The organism is Amphibacillus sediminis NBRC 103570 (assembly GCF_001552275.1).
In the GTDB taxonomy this organism is placed as follows: Bacteria; Bacillota; Bacilli; order Bacillales; family Amphibacillaceae; genus Amphibacillus_B; species Amphibacillus_B sediminis.
The window spans coordinates 1-18,526 of the sequence record NZ_BCQW01000037.1 but is presented as its reverse complement, the minus strand read 5'-3'; the positions used below and the strand labels follow the sequence as shown (position 1 = coordinate 18,526).

General features: G+C 37.6%; 21 protein-coding genes. 10 read left to right on the top strand and 11 right to left on the bottom strand.

Annotation, left to right across the window (positions count from 1 at the left end; translation table 11 throughout):
* The coding region (gene hemA / locus ASE01S_RS14415; protein ID WP_067843963.1) for a glutamyl-tRNA reductase at positions 1-1,257 on the bottom strand (1,257 nt) is incomplete at its 3' end.
* Between the two features lie 151 nt (positions 1,258-1,408).
* On the opposite strand from hemA, the gene ASE01S_RS14410 reads away from it, so the two are divergent.
* Positions 1,409-1,891, top strand: a complete 483-nt coding sequence (locus ASE01S_RS14410; protein WP_067843961.1) for a LiaI-LiaF-like domain-containing protein — start codon at positions 1,409-1,411, stop codon at positions 1,889-1,891.
* 318 nt (positions 1,892-2,209) lie between these two features.
* Here ASE01S_RS14410 and yihA read toward each other — a convergent pair whose 3' ends face one another.
* The 8 genes from yihA to ASE01S_RS15915 all read right to left on the bottom strand — a co-directional run bounded on the left by yihA (position 2,210) and on the right by ASE01S_RS15915 (position 10,821).
* Entirely contained in the window at positions 2,210-2,791 is a 582-nt protein-coding gene (gene yihA / locus ASE01S_RS14405) for a ribosome biogenesis GTP-binding protein YihA/YsxC (RefSeq protein WP_067843958.1), read from the bottom strand.
* 1 nt (position 2,792) lies between these two features.
* Positions 2,793-5,114, bottom strand: a complete 2,322-nt coding sequence (gene lon, locus ASE01S_RS14400) for an endopeptidase La (protein WP_067843956.1) — start codon at positions 5,112-5,114, stop codon at positions 2,793-2,795.
* Between the two features lie 458 nt (positions 5,115-5,572).
* Positions 5,573-6,847, bottom strand: a complete 1,275-nt coding sequence (clpX, locus tag ASE01S_RS14395; protein WP_067843953.1) for an ATP-dependent protease ATP-binding subunit ClpX — start codon at positions 6,845-6,847, stop codon at positions 5,573-5,575.
* A 475-nt stretch (positions 6,848-7,322) separates the two neighbouring features.
* Positions 7,323-8,609, bottom strand: coding sequence for a trigger factor (gene tig, locus ASE01S_RS14390; RefSeq protein ID WP_067843950.1), 1,287 nt, complete (start codon positions 8,607-8,609; stop codon positions 7,323-7,325).
* Positions 8,610-8,749: 140 nt separating this feature from the next.
* On the bottom strand, positions 8,750-9,736 hold the full coding sequence (locus ASE01S_RS14385) for a DUF3196 family protein (RefSeq protein WP_067843948.1): 987 nt from the start codon (positions 9,734-9,736) through the stop codon (positions 8,750-8,752).
* A gap of 29 nt (positions 9,737-9,765) precedes the next feature.
* Positions 9,766-10,029: a holin gene (locus tag ASE01S_RS14380; protein ID WP_067843945.1), complete on the bottom strand. Its 264-nt coding sequence runs from the start codon at positions 10,027-10,029 to the stop codon at positions 9,766-9,768.
* A gap of 206 nt (positions 10,030-10,235) precedes the next feature.
* Positions 10,236-10,472, bottom strand: coding sequence for a helix-turn-helix domain-containing protein (locus tag ASE01S_RS14375; protein ID WP_067843943.1), 237 nt, complete (start codon positions 10,470-10,472; stop codon positions 10,236-10,238).
* Positions 10,473-10,671: 199 nt separating this feature from the next.
* A complete protein-coding gene (locus tag ASE01S_RS15915; RefSeq protein ID WP_157065240.1) occupies positions 10,672-10,821 on the bottom strand; it encodes a hypothetical protein in 150 nt (49 codons plus the stop codon).
* Between the two features lie 703 nt (positions 10,822-11,524).
* Between ASE01S_RS15915 and ASE01S_RS14370 the strand changes: the two genes are divergently transcribed.
* Both ASE01S_RS14370 and ASE01S_RS14365 read left to right on the top strand, forming a co-directional pair.
* On the top strand, positions 11,525-11,713 hold the full coding sequence (locus ASE01S_RS14370) for an H-type small acid-soluble spore protein (protein WP_067843941.1): 189 nt from the start codon (positions 11,525-11,527) through the stop codon (positions 11,711-11,713).
* A gap of 348 nt (positions 11,714-12,061) precedes the next feature.
* The gene (locus ASE01S_RS14365; RefSeq protein ID WP_067843938.1) at positions 12,062-12,403 is read left to right on the top strand and encodes a YolD-like family protein; all 342 of its coding nucleotides are present in this window, start codon (positions 12,062-12,064) and stop codon (positions 12,401-12,403) included.
* Between the two features lie 331 nt (positions 12,404-12,734).
* Here ASE01S_RS14365 and ASE01S_RS14360 read toward each other — a convergent pair whose 3' ends face one another.
* A complete protein-coding gene (locus ASE01S_RS14360; RefSeq protein ID WP_067843936.1) occupies positions 12,735-13,295 on the bottom strand; it encodes a sugar O-acetyltransferase in 561 nt (186 codons plus the stop codon).
* Between the two features lie 46 nt (positions 13,296-13,341).
* Complete coding sequence (locus tag ASE01S_RS14355) at positions 13,342-13,722, bottom strand: VOC family protein (RefSeq protein WP_067843934.1); 381 nt, start codon at positions 13,720-13,722, stop codon at positions 13,342-13,344.
* Positions 13,723-14,091: 369 nt separating this feature from the next.
* On the opposite strand from ASE01S_RS14355, the gene ASE01S_RS14350 reads away from it, so the two are divergent.
* The 7 genes from ASE01S_RS14350 (at position 14,092) to ASE01S_RS14320 (ending at position 18,286) form a co-directional block, all read left to right on the top strand.
* Entirely contained in the window at positions 14,092-14,337 is a 246-nt protein-coding gene (locus ASE01S_RS14350) for a hypothetical protein (protein WP_067843932.1), read from the top strand.
* Positions 14,338-14,752: 415 nt separating this feature from the next.
* Entirely contained in the window at positions 14,753-15,466 is a 714-nt protein-coding gene (locus ASE01S_RS14345) for a glycoside hydrolase family 11 protein (protein ID WP_067843930.1), read from the top strand.
* Positions 15,467-15,783: 317 nt separating this feature from the next.
* A complete protein-coding gene (locus ASE01S_RS14340; RefSeq protein WP_067843927.1) occupies positions 15,784-16,098 on the top strand; it encodes an ArsR/SmtB family transcription factor in 315 nt (104 codons plus the stop codon).
* A gap of 54 nt (positions 16,099-16,152) precedes the next feature.
* Complete coding sequence (arsC, locus tag ASE01S_RS14335) at positions 16,153-16,575, top strand: arsenate reductase (thioredoxin) (protein WP_067843923.1); 423 nt, start codon at positions 16,153-16,155, stop codon at positions 16,573-16,575.
* Between the two features lie 86 nt (positions 16,576-16,661).
* Entirely contained in the window at positions 16,662-17,468 is an 807-nt protein-coding gene (locus ASE01S_RS14330) for an arsenite methyltransferase (protein WP_067843921.1), read from the top strand.
* A gap of 70 nt (positions 17,469-17,538) precedes the next feature.
* Positions 17,539-17,724, top strand: coding sequence for a hypothetical protein (locus ASE01S_RS14325; RefSeq protein ID WP_067843917.1), 186 nt, complete (start codon positions 17,539-17,541; stop codon positions 17,722-17,724).
* Between the two features lie 274 nt (positions 17,725-17,998).
* Positions 17,999-18,286 (top strand): hypothetical protein, encoded by a 288-nt coding sequence (locus tag ASE01S_RS14320; RefSeq protein WP_067843914.1) that lies wholly within the window; start codon positions 17,999-18,001, stop codon positions 18,284-18,286.
* Positions 18,287-18,526 lie beyond the last annotated feature (240 nt).

Here is an 18,526-nt window from a genome sequence, read left to right as displayed (position 1 = left end):
GTTATTCGTAGTCAACTGAAAAATTGTATTGAAATAAGCTAATAACATTTGGTCTTTAGCGATATCTGCTTGCTTCAACTGTGACACAGGCTGCTCAATAAGTTGAGAGATCACACTATGCATATGCTTTTGGATGACTTGTTGATCACGCTCGGTCAGGGCAGGCAATTTATTGAATAAGCTTGTTAACGTCTGCTCTTCAATTAAGGCAACCTTTTGATACAAGGCAGCCAGAGTGGGGTTAAGTAGCTGCTCTCTCTCTTCTTCAGCCAAAAACGTATTGACCTCAGTCTCAATAATTGTTTCCATTTTTAACGCTGCTTCTTTTCTTAGTATCTGGTGTTGGTCAACGACTTGATAGAGCTGATCTAAATCATACAATTCTACATAAGGAAGCTGAGCAATGCTCGCATCAATGCTTCTTGGTAAGGATAGATCAATGAAAACAAGCTGATGTTTAAGTTGCAGTTGTTTAATGGCCTGCTTAGTAATGATGGGATCAACTGTTGTCACTGTACTAATCAGCAAATCTGCATTAGCCAATTGTTTAAACAAGTTTGCATACGGTTGGACATCCGCTGCACAATACTGGGCTATTCTTTCTGCTTTAAGGTAATCTCGATTGATCACCGTCAGATGATGGGAGCTATTTTGACTAATATGCTGCAAAGTCAGCTTACCCATTTTTCCTGCCCCTAGTATGATGATTCGTTTCGGTTCATCTGATTGAAAATGCATGTTAATAAAATGAAAGGCAATTGAGCTTAATGAAAGGGCGTGATTATTGATTCCTGTTTGATGGTGTGTTCTTTTTGCAACCGTAATGGCTTGCTTAAACAGCCGATTAAGAATCGGTCCAGTTAATTGTTGTTCATGAGCAGTATAATAAGCGCGTTTAACCTGACCAAGTATTTGTGTTTCACCAATAACCATTGCATCTAGACCAGCCGTGACACGAAACAAATGGTGAACGGCTTCGGCTCCTTTAAGCTCAAGCATTTGGTCAAGTTCAGCTTGATTTAGGTTAAACCATCTTTTCATTTCTCTGAGCAACATTGATTTATGATAAGTAGTTGAATCTACGATTAAATAAAATTCTGTCCGATTACATGTCGATAAAATGACAGATTCATGGATACCCCGAATATGTAGAATGTCATGAACGATTTGTTCAAATAGTTCTGAATGAATCGCACATTTTTCACGAATGGCTATCGGTGTATAACGATAGCTTGTTCCAATCATGACTATATCCATGTTGTCACCTCCATCGTTTAATTGGGCAAAGCGCCCTTAGTCTGTTAAAATAAATAAGAGTTCAGTATTGGTAATAAACACTCTAGTAACTTATCATAGATTGTCCAACCGATCAACTTCTCGCTGGATATTATCGATATGGGAGGTATTTATGCGTAAACAGAACTTTTTAACAGCTTTTGTCTTAATTGGTATTGGTTTATACTTTTTGCTCCAACAATTAAACTTTCCATTTATGCAGAATTTCTCTACATGGCCAAGTCTATTAATGATTTTTGGCGCGTGTTTATTATTACATAGCTACATTAGCCGAGATTATGATAAGATCTTCCCCGGTGTCATTCTGCTTGGCTTAGGTATTCATTTGCATGCGGTTGCTGTTTATCCAAATTGGATCGAGCATTGGAGTATTTATGCTATTATTATTGGTCTTGCCTTTTTATTGCGTTATCAGAAAACAAAATCAGGTTTATACATCGGTCTAATCTCATTATTAATTGGTCTCTTTTTCCTTTTATCGATGACTAACACACTATTTTCTCAATCTATTCAAAATGTAATGGGTTCCCTGGAAAATTATTGGCCAGTTGGTTTAATTCTAATCGGGATATACTTACTGTTTAAAAAGAAATAGTTAAAATAACAAGAGCAAAAAAAGACTAATATTGATAAAATAGCTCGAAGGAACAAACTAAAAAGCTTGTTGACCACCCTAATTAAAGGACTTTTGTCAACAAGCTATCAAGGCTAAAAATGAATATCTTTACTGTCTTCTATTGCGCTTAATATAAGGATAGAGCTCGTCCATAGCAGCTAAGCAGATGATCAACCTTACCTCTACATAACATTTATCGTAGTGTAACAGGAAGCTGACTAAGCTCACGACGTCTTATCACAACGTCTGGACGAGCACATCCTATACGTCGAACCCCCTGCTGAACAAAGTTTCACTTTATAAATAGGCTTTAATTGCTTGCCATGCTTCTTCCTTCCCTTGCCCTGTTTCTGACGAAAATGGAATAACAAAATCATTATCGGTCAGTGCCAAGGTTTCCTTTACACGTTTAACATGTTTTGGAATTTGCGCTTTTTTCAATTTATCAAGTTTAGTTGCAATAACAATGACGGGGATCTGATGGAATTTTAAAAAGTCATACATCGCAATGTCATCATTAGTCGGTTGATGTCGAAGATCAACGATTAATAAGGTTACTCTTAAATTGTCACGTTCAGAAAAGTAGCGCTCCATCATTTTACCCCATGCTTCACGCTCCTTCTTAGACACCTTAGCATACCCATAGCCAGGCACATCAACAAAATGAAACTGATCGTTGATTAAATAAAAATTTAATGTTTGTGTCTTTCCCGGCTTTGATGATGTCCGTGCTAGGGACTTCCGATTAATCATTTTATTAATAAAGGAAGACTTCCCGACATTAGAGCGACCGGCTAAAGCAATCTCTGCCAATCCCTCGTTAGGGTATTGCTTTGGTGCAACAGCACTAATTGTAATATCTGATTTTGTTACTTTCATATTATTCCCCCACTAATGCATGCTCTAGTACCTGATCCAGATGCTGAACCGCTACAAATGTTAACGTTTCTTTTACACTCTCCGGAATATCCTCAAGATCCTTCTCATTATCTTTTGGCATGATGATGGTCGTTAATCCAGCTCGATGGGCACTAAGTGTTTTCTCTTTTAAACCACCGATAGGTAGCACACGACCTCTTAAGGTAATCTCTCCTGTCATCCCTACTTCTTTCCGAACAGCTCGATTAGTTAAGCTTGATACAAGCGCTGTTGCAATTGTGATACCAGCAGATGGACCATCTTTAGGTGTAGCTCCCTCTGGTACGTGAATATGAATATCGTGTTTTTGATGGAAAGCTGGATCAATATTAAGCTCCTCAGCGCGTGAACGAATATAACTTAATGCCGCATAGGCCGATTCTTTCATCACATCACCAAGCTTACCCGTTAATGAAAGCTTTCCTTTTCCAGGGACAATACTCACTTCAATTGATAGGGTATCACCACCAGCCGCTGTATAGGCTAAACCAGTTGCAGCACCAATTTGATCTTCTTGTTCCATCATACCATAACGATAGATCGGTTTACCAAGCAAGTTTTCTAATTGGTTTTCAGTTACTATGATGCGCTTTTTCTGTTCAGATACATACAGTTTAGCTGCTTTTCGACACAGTGTCGCTAATTGCCGCTCAAGCTGACGTACCCCTGCTTCACGTGAATAGTGTCTGATCAATTTTATTAAGGCATCATCTCTTAACTGTAATTGCCCTTTACTTAAACCATGAACCTTTAATTGCTTCGGTAGCAAGTGTTGACGAGCAATATGTTGTTTTTCTAACTCAGTATAGCCAGGAATCGAAATAAGTTCCATCCGATCAAGTAATGGTCGTGGAATGGTTTGAAGATTATTGGCTGTTGCAATAAACATGACCTTACTAAGATCATAGCTCTCTTCGATAAAATGATCACTGAACTGATGGTTTTGTTCTGGATCAAGTACTTCAAGCATAGCTGAAGCTGGATCTCCTCTAAAATCGTTAGCCATTTTGTCAATTTCATCTAATAAGATAACAGGATTAATCGTTTCGGCTTTTTTCATCGCTTGTATAATCCGTCCTGGCATAGCTCCAATATAAGTACGTCGATGACCTCTTATTTCTGCCTCATCCCTAACACCCCCAAGAGAAATACGGACAAAATGGCGGTTTATTGCCCGGGCAATCGAACGGGCTAATGATGTCTTCCCTACTCCAGGCGGTCCAACCAAACAAAGAATGGGACCTTTCAGGCTTTTAGTCAATTGCTGAACAGCTAAGTATTCCAAGACACGCTCTTTTACTTTATTTAACCCATAATGATCTTCATTTAAAATGTCTTCAGCATGTCGAACTTCGAGATCATCTTCTGTTTCCTTGGTCCAAGGCAAAGTAATGAGCCACTCCAAGTAATTACGGATGACTGAGCTTTCGGCTGATGTTTGTGGTATTCGCTCATAACGTTTTAATTCCTTAAAAGCCAGATTCAACACACGCTCTGGCATATCGCTTGCTTCTATCTTATCCTGTAAGTCGGCAATTTCACCAGACTTACCATCATTATCACCAAGCTCCTTTTGAATTGCCTTCATCTGTTCACGCAAGTAATATTCTTTTTGAGTCTGTTCAATTGATTTTTTAACCCTGCGCCCGATTTTTTGTTCAAGACGTAAAACTTCCTGTTCGTTGGAGATTAGTTCAATCAATTGTTGAGCACGGTCTTCTACATTAACCGTTTCAAGGAGCAACTGTTTACTTGATAATTTTATTGGGATATGTGAACCAATCAAATCCACCAAATGAGATAAGTCGGTAATATCGATAACACTCTCATACGTTTCTTTAGACAATTTTGTTGAAAGTTCAACATATTTTTTAAATTGGTCCAACAAAGTTCGCATCAAAGCCGCACGTTTCGTCTCTTCAATTATCTCTACTTCTTCAAGAATTTTTATCTCAACAGAAAAATAAGGGGAATGCTGATGATAAGTTATAATTTCCGCACGGTCCGTTCCCTCAATTAATACACGAAACGTACCGTTCGGTAGTTTGAGCATTTGCTTTACATGGGCTATCGTTCCAATTTGAAACAAATCTGCTTCAGCCGGTTCTTTAACCGATGATTCCTTCTGAGCAACAAGTAATATTTTTCGATCCTGCATCATCGCCATTTCTAATGCTTCGATTGATTGTTTTCTTCCAATATCCAAATGCAATACGACAGATGGATAGACAACCATTCCTCTTAGCGGAAGGAGTGGAAGCGTTAGATGATTTTCTTCACTCATGAGATAACCTCCCTTTCTCTCTTTTATATCATACCCTTGTTTTCATTAAATTGTCACGATTGAGTTATTTTAATCTATTAAAGTTTTTCAAGCTTTCAATCCACTTTAGGATAGGTGAAAATCTTCTGAATAAAGTGAAACTTCGTTCAGTGGGGGTTCGACGCATGGGATGTGCCCGTGCAGACGTTGTGACACGAGTTCGCGAACTTAGTCAGCTTCCTCCCTCCCCCACTAAACGTTAGTTGAACCAATCGGAGTTACTGGCTATTGGATCTCCCACTTTGACATGACGTGTTCCCTTATTTCTTGAGGGGGGAGTCTTACAAAAGCCCTTCGATGGGGCGAGTAATCGCAGCCCCAGCTAGTTACACTGCAATAAAGCTGACAAGTCTAGCTTGTCATGATTTTTAGAACAGAAAATCCCTTGCTATAATAACAAGGGATTTGATGCTCACACATTAAGCACTTTCTTTAGGCTCTTCATTTTCTCTAATGACTGAACCATCTTCCAATAATAAGCGTGGGCGACTATCTTCAGACTCGACTGTATCCTTTGTAATCACGCATTTCTTAATGTCTTTTCGAGATGGTAACTCAAACATAACATCTAACATAATCGTTTCTAGGATAGAGCGTAAGCCACGTGCCCCCGTATTTCTTTCCATAGCCTTTTTAGCGATCGCTTCTAAAGCAGCTTCTTCAAATTCAAGTTCTACTTGGTCAATTTGGAATAACCGTTTATACTGCTTCACTAGAGCATTTTTTGGCTTGGTCAAAATTTCAATTAGAGCGGATTCATCAAGCGGCTCTAGACTACCAATGATTGGTAAACGCCCAATAAATTCAGGAATTAAACCAAACTTCAATAAATCCTCAGGGATAACCTTTTGCAGTAAAGAAGCTTTATCTAGATTATTTGTTTCTGATTCAGCACCAAAACCAATTACTTTTTTACCTAGACGGCTTTTAATGATTTGATCGATACCATCAAATGCTCCACCTACAATAAACAAAATGTTTGTCGTATCGATCTGGATAAATTCCTGATGCGGATGCTTGCGCCCGCCTTGTGGAGGGACACTTGCTGTCGTACCCTCTAAAATTTTAAGTAACGCTTGTTGAACCCCTTCGCCAGACACGTCACGTGTTATCGATGGATTCTCAGATTTACGAGCTACTTTGTCAATTTCGTCAATATAGATAATGCCCTTCTCAGCTTTTTCTACATCATAATCGGCAGCTTGGATCAGCTTTAGAAGAATATTCTCTACATCTTCACCCACATAACCGGCTTCTGTTAAAGAGGTCGCATCTGCGATTGCAAATGGTACGTTTAAAATTCTTGCTAAGGTCTGTGCCAATAATGTTTTACCACTACCGGTTGGACCAATCATAGCAATATTACTTTTGGCCAGCTCTACATCATCATTACCACCATTGGCGTTAATTCGTTTATAGTGATTGTATACGGCTACTGAGAGGTTCTTCTTCGCCTTCGTTTGCCCAATGACATAATCATCAAGAATGGCGCAAATTTCCTGAGGCTTTGGTACATCCTTGAATTCAACTTCTTCATCTACACCAAGCTCTTCTTCCACGATTTCTGCACAAAGCTCAATACATTCATCACATATATAGACACCAGGTCCAGCCACTAATTTGCGAACCTGATCTTGGCTTTTTCCACAAAAAGAACATTTTAGTTGGCCTTTTTCTTCATTAAATTTGTACATTAAGTTCACCCCTCTATAATTAAGCAAATACTGCAATATACCATTTTAAAAAGCTGATCAAGCAACTATAACAGCTAATCATAACATTTAAAATAGCTAAGGTGTATAGTGCATCATCCCTATTCTTCTTCATCATACCAAATAATAGGACAGATTTAAAACAAAACACCCTATTCGTACCTTCTAGTCTTACCAATCCAACCTTTTGTTAAACGAATTTGCTTAAGTATATGTAAGATATAATATGTTCATTATAACTGAATGTTAAATGCAATGTTAAAAACTCACATTTAACTATGTATTATTTTCACAATGCATATTCAAAAAATACCGAATAGCAACAATCAGGTCGAGCATGTAATCGGTTAAGTAATGGATGACGCTGCCTATTTGGTCTTTTTAACTATCTCTTATCGAGATAAATGATAGAAAACAAGGCATTTAACCACGCCTTGTTTTCTTGTTAGCCGTGCGATTATTTAGTTTTACTATTATCAACTAAGAAATCAATAGCTTTTTTAAATTTTAGGTCTTCTTTAATGGCATCTGTATTACCGCCAAGCATTTGTGTTAACTGCTCAATCTCAATTTGATACATCTCTGCCATTGTTTTTAATTCTTCATTAACATCCTCATCGGTTACTTCTAACCCTTCTGTATCCGCGATTGCTTCTAAGACAAGGTTTGTTGTGACACGCTTGGTCGCATCTTCTTTCATTTGCTCTTTAAGCGCATCTTCATCTTGACCAGAGAATTGAGAATACATTTCTAACGTCATACCTTGTTGTTGTAAACGTTGTTCGAATTCACGAACCATACGATCAAGCTCAGTCGATACCATTGCTTCTGGGATGTCAATTTCTGCATTAGCTGAAGCTTGTTCAATTAACGCTTCGCGCATCTTGTTTTCTGCGTCTGTTTTCTTTTGATCCTCTAAGCGTTCTCTCGTTTTTTCTTTCAGCTCTGCTAAGGTTTCGACTTCATCGTTTACGTCTTTAGCAAATTCATCATCTAATTCAGGTAATTCTTTTGTTTTGATCTCATGAATTTTAACTTTGAATGTAGCTGGCTTACCTGCAAGGTTTTCAGCATGATATTCTTCAGGGAATGTAACTTCGACCTCAGTTTCTTCGCCTGTTGCCTTCCCAATTAATTGTTCTTCAAAGCCTGGTATAAACGAACCTGAACCGATTTCCAATGAGTGGTTTTCAGCCGATCCACCCTCGAAAGCTTCACCATCAGTAAACCCTTCAAAGTCGATCACAACTGTGTCACCATCTTCAATAGTGCCCTCTTCCTTCACAACAAGCTCTGCTAAGTGCTGACGTTGATGCTCAATTTCGTGATCAACATCCTCATCTGTGACTGTTGCATCTTCTTTTTCAACTTCTAATCCTTTATAGTCACCTAATTTAACTTCTGGTTTCACGGTGACGTTAGCGGTGAAGATTAAGTCCTTGCCTTTTTCAATTTGGGTAATATCAATTTCAGGCTGATCAACTGGTGAAATACCAGTCTCTTCAACAGCAGCTGTATAAGCCTCAGGCAAAACAATATCCACTGCATCTTGATATAGAGACTCTACTCCGAAACGTTTCTCGAATAGACCGCGTGGAACACGTCCTTTACGGAAACCTGGTAATTGTACATCTTTTACAACTTTTTTAAAAGCTTGATCAAGGGCATCATTAAATTTATCTGCTGCGACTTCAACGGTTAGAGTGCCCTGATTGCCCTCTTTCTTTTCCCATTTAGCTGTCATTCATTTTCCCTCCAAGAATACATATATAAATTCTATTTGCCGTTCATTCATGATACATTTAATTGATACAAGACCGAACGCAAATTACAACCACTATATTATAACACAAACGGAATGGCTTTCAACAGATAGTGTTGAGTTTACTCAGCCATTATTGAAAAATATATCTGTTCACACTCAACTAATCGATTAATCATCTTTATTGTTGTCGGGTCATATTCTGCCTCGTTTAAACTCTGTTGCGGATCAAATGAAGCTTCAACTATTGCGATGACAGCTACTTGCATGGCTTCCAATTCCGTGTGCTCAGGAACCATTGGGTAATGGACATAAAAATAGCGATCAATCAATTTATTGGCAAATGCATAAAAAGATGGATTATCCTGTTCAATATTAGCTAAGCCCTCCTTAAGCTGAGTACGAAAAGGATGATCACTCATATAAGGATATGTAGTTGGGTTTATTTGCAGCTGCTGACCAAATTTACTGACTGAAAATTCACGATTAATTGCACTGGCCTGTAATAAGCCTACAATCACTGTCTTTATGACAGGATGGACGGTTTCATTTTTAAGCATCTCTTCAAATAAGGCTAAATACGGTTTAATATCAACTTTCTGTAAATGGTTAACGAGATGCCACTGAGCCATCGTATCTTGATTTTTTAATGCTTCAGTCAATTCTCGCTTTGTAATTACTACTTCTTGTTCAATTTGTTCATCAACTAATGGCTGATTAACTTCAAATAACTTTTTCAGCTGACTCTCAAACGAATCTGGAATTTGCCTATCTTCTAACACTTCAGTTAGTAGCTGGGCTACTTCCTTGTGTTTATGGAATTGAAAAAGTAACGTCGCATAAATATTTATGTATGAATAATAATGATCATCTTTTAGGGCAATCAACGTTTCACAAAACTGTTCAGCTTCGCGTTGACGTCCAAGCTCAATTAAGCTTGTTAACTTCCCTAAAGCTATCTCTTGATCAGTGGCACCAAATTCAAGTAACTGATTAAAGAGCTTCAACGCTGTCCGATAATCTTTATCCTGGATCGCTTGGTAGCCCTGTTGTTCCAGTTCCTGTCTTTGCTTAGGAAATAAAACAATATTCTTTTGTTTTTCGTTCATTTAATCCCTCCTTTCTATCATAGTCCTAACTAATCATGCTTAGTCATGCCTTCCCGTTTATTGACAACTTCAAACAAACCAGTGGCTGATAAGCCAGCAAATCCTCCAGCCCATAATCGAAGGACAAGTTCCATATCTGTAAACGGATAGGCTAAGCCACCAATAATGAGGCCAGTTACAAAACTAATCGACGGAATGATATTCTTAGGTAAATTGAATGTTTTTTTAATCATTTCAACCAGCGCAGACACAATAGGCAATAATACCGTTGCGAAAAAAAGAACATTTTCCATAGTTATCCCTCCTCCTTATAAAAAGATACGTTGTTATTTAGGAGAAGATAACTGAATAGACAAACTTTCAAAAAATTTGCCTTTGGTTAATGATCATTTGTTTAACGAGGTTAAGCTACTAAATAAGGCGATAATTGTTTCTTTATTATAGCTTAAGTTAAACCTAGACGGCAAACGGGCAGGCCTAAGTGCTCTCCGCAAAAAACTCATTCATATGGTCTGAATTTTTCACGGAGTAGAGCTAACTCTTTCTTTTTTTCGATTAGAAGCGGCTTAAAAAACATTTTAGGCTGCTGTTTGACCGCCTTTAATTTACCTGATTTAACCAAATGCCCAATCCGAGCTGTCGAAACGTTAAGTAGCTCACATGCCTCTCGTGCAGAAAGCAAATTATTACTCAAAAAAGCATGCAACTCTTCATCAGATTTAAAACTATATTTCATTTAGATGACTCCCTACACAATTATTTAGCTAATCCTTCCCATCATTTTAGACGTATCCAGCTCCATTCTAGTGATACGCCTTGACCAGAATCGGTAATGAAACATAATAATAATTGTAACGAAAATTTCTTTGCATTTTCACTTCAGCTATGTATTATATTATATATTAGGGAGGAAAAAAGCCCCTCCCTAATCGATCTTATCGGCGACGTCTCTTCAAGTAAGGGGAGCGTCGTTTTCTCTTTTTCTGCAAGCTTTTCATATCATTTAGATCCTTTAATGCTGAGATAATGTTCTTGAATATGCTTGACAACAAGGCAAGTACACTGACAACCATCTCAACATTCATGATTGCACCTCCTTCCTATATTCTATTTTATGCTTGCTATTTACATTAATGAATAGCCGACTTGAAAATATTCTAAAAATAAACTTTTTTAACCAGTTTAATTTTTACAAATTGACAAGCTAGACCGATCTAATTGCTCAATCCTCACACTTTACTAGTCCTTTCGTTTTATACCTCTCGTGTTGTCTTGAACAGTTCATAGCAAATAGTAGCTCCAAATATTAATTAGGTTGGGGTTGCTACTTTTATCGTACAATTATTTGCAAAATTCAAATCATTTAATTATTGTTTTCTTTTAAGTGCATGTTCCATACAGCAGAGTAGCCAAACTATTCATTTTTCTAGTCGAATCGATTCGGTTATTCACAGTAAAGTGAAACTTCGTTCAGTGGGAGTTTCGACAATAGGATGTGCTCGTGCAGACGTTGCGACACGATGTCGCGAACTTAGTCAGCTTCCTCTCTCTCCCACGGAATGTTAGTTGAACCCATCGGGCCGTCACTGGCTGTTGGATCTCCCACTTAAACATGACATGTTCCCTTATTTCTTGAACTGGGAGGCTTACAAAAGCCCTTCGATGGGGCGAGTAATCGCAGCCCCAGCTAGTTACACTGCAGTAAACTAACCATCTATCAAATTAAATGCATAGAATAGATTCAACTGGACAAATTAATTAGGAGCATTCTACAAAGGCGGTGAATGAATGGACGTACAACGTGCACAGGAAATTACTCAAATTCCTGAAATGATTCATGTGACTTGTCAGGGCGAACAGGTCTACATTGAACATGTTGATCGAGATCAGCAGCTCGCAACAATCCACCCTTTAGCTAATCCTGAAGAGAAAAAAAGTGTACACGTTGACCAGTTGCAAGAGCATCACGTGCATTAAGACAATAAATGGCACCCTAACTCACAAGCCAAAAACATGTTGGCAGAGGGAACTGGCTTCTCCCTTTTAATTGCTATTTTATGAATAACTTAAAAGGATTGTTTTCTATTCCGGATAGAAAGCAATCCTTTTCATTTTAGTTTTGTTCATATCGATTATCTTTAATAATGCTATTTTGTTCGTCATTATTCCCCTAATCTAACAAATCAAATTCCCACTTAATTCATATCTAGACCATAACATCTTGCTGTAGAGGGGATAAGTACCATAACTCCCAACAATTAAGTTTGCATCATGAGCACAATGGTTCATATAATAAGAACAAATGTTCGTTAAAGGAGACGCAGCATGAAAAATAAACTAACCCACGATTCTAACTTAATTTGGGAGTCCAGTCGTATGATTTTACCTGAGCACAAGGCAATGATTAGACAGCATTACCTTGAATCGAACCATGTTTCAAAGCCGATCCTAGCTGAAGATAAGCTAATAGAACTGGAACATACCATTCATCAAGCTATGACTTTTCAAAAGATCATTAGCATTAGCTATTATCAACATAAATACATTCATACCTATAAGGGAAGTATAAACAAAATTCTAACTGCCAAGAAACAGATTGAGCTTCGCACAACGGATGGAGTAAAGCAGTTAAATTTAGCCGACATTCTTGACATTGAGTTGACCTAATTGAATTGCGATCCCCAGAAATAACAAAAACAATTATAGGTGCAACCAAATTAGAAGCCGAGGTTTGGACAGTCCCTTTCTTAGCTAACCAAGGGAACGAAAGAGAGCTAAGCCATACTCTTTCATTTAATAATTGGTCAAATAACTTACAATGGTTCCTTAGTTCATGAACGATAATCATCATAAAGCAGGCGACTTACTTCATATTTAGGAGTAAATCGCCTGCTTTTATGTAACCCATTGGTCTCTACACTTTCCAAATATACAATGGATTCTTGAATCCTTTGATACCTATCTAGATACACAAATTATTTGTTACATTTTGAACAGTCTAAAGCTCTAGGCGTTTTAATATTCTTGCAGGGTTACCCCCTACTACAACTTGATCAGGTATATCTTTGGTTACGACAGATCCAGAAGCAACCACGACATTGTTGCCAACTGTTATACCTGGGTTGATAATTGCACTCCCGCCAAGCCAAACATTATCGCCAATCGTAATAGGTTTGCCATATTCAACACCAGAATTACGTTCTGTTGGATCAAGTGGATGGGTAGCGGTATAAATTTGCACACCTGGTCCGAGCATGCAATTGTCTCCAATACGAACTTCACATACATCTAATATCGTACAATCAAAATTGGCAAAAAAGTTTTCTCCTACATGAATGTTAAAACCATAGTCAACCCTGAAACTCGGCTCAATAAAAATCTTTTCTCCAGTCGAACCAAGCAATGCTTTTAAAATAGTCGTTCGCTTTACCATTTCTGTTTCCTTTGTTTGATTGTAGAGTCTAATTAACCGTCTTGCATTGTCTCTGTCATTTATCAATTCAGGATCAGACGGATGATAGAGTTCACCAGCTAACATCTTCTCTCTTTCTGTTTTCATTATCATTCCTCCTATATAGATAGGTCACCATGTAGGCTTCAGCCTATTAGACAGTCAATTCAATTAAATTACCTTCAGGATCCTCAACGACACTTTCATAATAGCCATCACCGGTAAGGCGCGGACCATTGACAAGCCGAACCCCATCTTTCACCAAACGGTCTGTCAATTCGTCAACCGACTCCTTAGTTCCCAAAGAAATAGCAATATGGGCCCAACCAAGCTGTTCTTTGGTAAGCTTCGTTTCAACCCCAACTTTCCGCATAATTTCCAGACGTGCTCCTGAGTTAAATGTAAGAAAATAAGATTCAAATTTTTTGACAGGGTTATGGTATTTAGCATTTGCCTGACAATCAAAATAATTTTGATAAAACGCTTTCATCTTTTCTAAATCATTGACCCAAATAGCTACATGTTCAATTTTCATGTTTTCATTCACTCCTTTAAATTAACTTGTATAGGCTTTATTAAACTCGTTTAATAAGTGAAGAAAGCAAACGTATTAAATACCTTTAATAAGTTCTTCTAATAAAGAAAACTATAGCAAGTTCAACTTTGCTTCGCAAGGCTTATTAGCTAAAAATGCAGTAGCAATTGTCGAAAATTTAACACTTTAAAATTGAATGATATTAATTTTTCCCGCTTCTTTTTGAAAATTGAATCCATTAAAGCAAATCGCTTTGCTTTGAAAGCTACCCTAAGCAATCGAGATTGAGAGTAAGCATTGCATCCCGGTTTGCTGGAATTAATCCTGCACTAGCGGCAAATACTAACCCTAATTAGGAGGCGAACCGTAATGGCAAAAAAGATAACAGAAGAACAAGTAAATAAAATTTTTATTCAAGCAAGAGAAGAAAGCTCTGAAAGCTTAAAAAATGAAATATATGATGTTATTGAACAGCTTGAAAATAGCCCCTCTCAACATGATGCAAATTTTTTTAGAAGGATGATTGGTGCGACTTTTGTTTCCGCAAGAACACACACTGAGAAGTCCATTATCGATATTCTTAAAGCGTTAGATCTATTATCAGAGGACAAATAAAGTGAAACTTCATTCAGTGGAGGTTTCGATGCATAGGATGTGTTCGTGCAGACGTTGCGACACGACGTCGAACCTAGTTAGCTTCCTTTCTCCCCCCACTGAACGTTAATTGAACCAATCGGACCATTACTGGCTGCTGGATCTCCCACTTAGACATGACGTGTTCCCTTATTTCTTGAAGCAGGAGTCTTACAAAAGCCCTTCGATGGGGCGAGTAATCGCAGCCCCAGCCAGTTACACGGCGGTAAAAATATAATCTTTTTATGGTATAAACTAAACTTTTCCAGGTAAAACATTTAGCTATGTTTTAATATTTTATATTTGTAAGCGTTCACACAGGGAAGGAAGGAGGCTAATTTAACCTCGCTTACGTTGGGCTATTACTATTAAAGTAAACAAAAAGGAGGAGTAATCAATGAAACGAAACAGAATGACATTCTCTTTAGCCATCTTAGTTTGCTTCGCACTTATATTCCCTACTGTCATTGTATTTGCACAAACAATCACAAGTAATTCCATCGGTACTCATAGTGGTTATGATTATGAATTTTGGAAGGACAGCGGTGGATCAGGAAGTATGACGCTAAATAACGGTGGTACATTTAGCGCACAATGGAATAATGTCAACAATATTTTATTCCGTAAAGGGAGAAAATTTAATGAGACGCAAACACACCAGCAAATTGGAAACATGTCAATAAACTATGGAGTCAATTACCAGCCAAACGGCAATTCGTATCTTTGTGTTTACGGTTGGACGGTTGATCCTCTCGTAGAGTATTACATTGTGGATAGCTGGGGAAGCTGGCGTCCACCTGGAGCAACGCCAAAAGGAACGATTACTGTTGATGGTGGTACGTATGATATATATGAAACGACAAGAGTCAATCAACCATCGATTAAAGGGACAGCTACTTTCCAACAATATTGGAGTGTCAGAAGAACAAAACGCACAAGCGGAACGATATCTGTTAGCGAGCACTTCAGAGCATGGGAAAGATTGGGCATGCGAATGGGTAAAATGTATGAAGTTGCACTTACAGTTGAAGGCTATCAAAGTAGCGGAAGTGCTAATGTTTATCATAATACACTAAGCATTAACGGAAGCCCTATTCCTGGCGGATGGTAAGCTCCTAGCTCAATAATGAGCTCGCTTTTTAAATGCCTTTACCCTAGCAATACAATCTGTGCCGATACTCAAATGGTGTTGTTATAATAAGAAGGATAGCGATCAAGAAAAAGACTGTTACTCGCCAATCAAGTGGTGTGTAACAGTCTTTGTTTGTAAAGATTTATGCTTTTTATTTATTGTAGCCTGCTTCATTTACAGGTGAATGAGTTGTCAATATCTGAACCGAGCAAACAAATCACTTGCGTTGATCAATATGATCATGTAATATAAGCATTAACTTATATAAGTGATTAGTTATGAAAGGACGAAAGGTAATGGATGAAATCAATGACATGTCAAAAAAATTAAAAGCAGTTAGTGATCCGAATCGTTTAAAATTACTTTCATATTTAAAAAATGGGGAGATTTGTATTTGTGATTTAGTCGATGTCCTGCAAATTTCTCAACCTGCCGTAAGTCAACAAATGAAAAAACTAAAAGATGCTGGTATTATTAGAGAACGAAAAAAAGGAACTTGGAAACACTTCAGCTTAAATGATGCCCAAGAACCTTACATTCAAGCTATTCTAAACGAATTAGAGGCACGCACAGTATCTCACTGCTGTTCTCTATCTCACTCAGTTAACTAACCGATTATTTCTACGCTTAAGGATAAAACTTTTTTAGAGGAAAAGAGGATACGTATGTCTAATCAAAAATTAATTTATTTTTTATGTACAGGTAATTCATGTAGAAGCCAAATGGCTGAAGGATGGGCAAATTATTATTTAGATCATCATTGGACAGTTAAAAGTGCAGGAATCGAGGCGCATGGTGTAAATCCAAATGCGATCAAAGCCATGCTTGAGGTTGGGATTGATATATCTGATCAAACTTCGGATCTTATTTCTAACAACATACTTAATAGAGCGGATCTAGTGGTCACATTATGTGATGATGCAGCTGATAAATGCCCGATAACTCCTGCTCAAGTAAAACGAGTACACTGGGGCTTTGATGATCCTGCAAAAGCAAAGGGAACACAGGCTGAAAAATGGGCAACTTTCCAACGTGTACGAGATCAAATTGGCGAACGAATCAAACACTTTGCCGAAACAGGTGAATAATTGTTGTTAATCAAACTAGTATTCATCTACCTTATATATAAGCATTTGCTTATTAATAACTTTCCGATTATATGGAGGATTTAAAAATGAAGAATATAAACCAAGATCAAGTCCGTAACCAGGTACGTGAACGCTATGCAAAGGTTGCTTTAAACGCCAGTGATTCATGTGGGTGTAACCATACTGCAGGATGTTGTACACCTCAGGGTCAACGCAAAGACACTGCTGATGAGGTTTCAATCAAGCTAGGTTACACGACAAAAGAACTTCAAAGTATTCCTGATGGAGCAAATATGGGGTTAGGATGTGGAAACCCTCAAGCCATTGCAGCCTTAAAAGAAGGAGAAGTTGTGCTTGACCTAGGAAGTGGAGGTGGTTTTGATTGCTTCTTAGCAGCCCCAAGGGTGGGAAGCAACGGATCCGTAATAGGCGTTGATATGACTCCAGAAATGGTTAGTAAGGCTCGGCATCATGCAAATAAAAGTTCATTCTCAAATGTCGAATTTAGATTAGGTGAAATTGAACATCTTCCTGTTGCTGATCAGTCTGTAGATGTTATTATATCGAACTGTGTTATTAATCTTTCTCCAGACAAAGAGAAGGTTTTTCAAGAGGCTTATCGTGTTCTGAAAAATGGTGGCCGACTGGCCATATCTGATATTGTTTTAACAGCTGACTTGACTGAACAAGTAAAGAACGACTTAGCTTTATACTCAGGCTGTGTGACAGGGGCTTCAAGCATTGACGAACTAAACAAATACTTAAAAAAAGCTGGTTTCAACAATATTTCGATTGAACCAAAGGATGAATCGAAAGAATTCATTAAGGATTGGGCACCAGAATATAAAGTTGAATCTTACATTATATCTGCTACGATCAAAGCAGTAAAATAAGTCGAGAATTAGGACAAAGGTGAACGATCAATTCGGTTCTTTTCGTATTTGATATTTTGACATATACACTGTGTTAGAAAGTTACATCTTTTTTAAAGATGGCTTGCTACCAAGAATTGATGCTCATGTAGCAGGTGGTTACGGTCTATCCATTAACTACTTACTTATCTTTGACGAAGCTCGCAAGATCGATACCATTTATCAAATTAATGGTATTTCGATTCGTGTTGACTATGGCGACGAAACGATATCTTGAAGAAACAGATGTGTCAATTGATTATCATGATCATGATGGCTTCCAAATAACGACCGAGGCTACCTTTGATTCAAATTCATGTTGATGACCTGACTTCTATTCTTAACCTAATTCGCTCCAAAGCTTAGACAATTCATCTAACTTTGGGGCTTTTTTTGTCCCTGATAACTAAGGTCTTAAGTAAAATAAGATAACAATTTATGTAAATTCATATTCTGTAAATTAATAAAATATGGTATATTATGTATATAATAAATTTGTGGGGGATTTTGAATTGGAAACATTTAATTTGTTTAGACCAATCTTTTATTTAATTTTAATGATGTTAATTTTTAATCTGCTATATGTGTCAGGTATCTTGAAGAAAGTCACTGCAAAGGTCTGTATCCTTGTTAATTCATTGATGCTATTAGTTGTCTCTATCATTTTAGTATATACAGGTGGAATTCTTGCCGATCAATTAGTCGTAATTGGTGATTCGATGATTTTTGCCTTCATGTTACTCATCGGAATAATAAATCTATTAATGTTTACTCTAGTCTTCTATCAAAAGGGAAAGTAGTTGTATTTGTTCATCCTGAGGCAATTTGTAAAAGCTATGATGAAAGTTTGGCAAAATCAGATAAGTTAGCGATTATTACACCCTGAATTCACTTTTAGCTGAAAAAATGTGTATCCACCGAAGACTTTAACTTTATTTAGCCGGAAATTGCCTCCCACTGAGCAAAACACGAATAGGCATTCAGCCACCACTTATAAAATGCGCAGACCTCTGCTGAATACAGTTAAAATTCATTAAAGT